Origin of the sequence: Kitasatospora sp. NPDC059747, from assembly GCF_042732955.1 — a bacterium.
GTDB lineage: Bacteria > Actinomycetota > Actinomycetes > Streptomycetales > Streptomycetaceae > Kitasatospora.
On the sequence record NZ_JBHWGV010000239.1, the window covers coordinates 4,435 to 4,732 of the forward strand.

1 protein-coding gene is annotated in these 298 nt (G+C 71.5%); it reads left to right on the forward strand.

Annotation, left to right across the window (positions count from 1 at the left end; all coding sequences use genetic code 11):
• The first annotated feature begins 38 nt into the window (after positions 1–38).
• Positions 39–218 carry a hypothetical protein gene (locus ACFV4G_RS42995; RefSeq protein ID WP_380449034.1) on the forward strand — a complete coding sequence of 60 codons (180 nt, stop codon included), beginning with the start codon at positions 39–41 and terminating at the stop codon, positions 216–218.
• Positions 219–298 lie beyond the last annotated feature (80 nt).

Consider the following 298-nt stretch of genomic DNA (forward strand, 5'->3'; position numbering starts at 1 on the left):
GTTTGTCTGGGCCCCCGCCCCCCCCCCGGGGGGTGGCGGTGCAAAACCCCCTCGACCTCGAACTCCAGCTCATCTCCTCCGAGGAAATCCCGCTCGGTGCCACCTCCGGCACCGGCGGGCCCGGCGGCACGACGGCGGATTGCCCTCCGCCCACCGTTGTGTACTGCACCAGCGGCAACACCTACGGTTTCATGTCGATGTGTAGCACCTGCTGCTGACAGCAGCAGGCAACAAATCGGGGGGGGGGCCCCCGCCCCGGGGCGCGCACCGCGGGTGGGGGTGGGGGATCTCGCTCGCG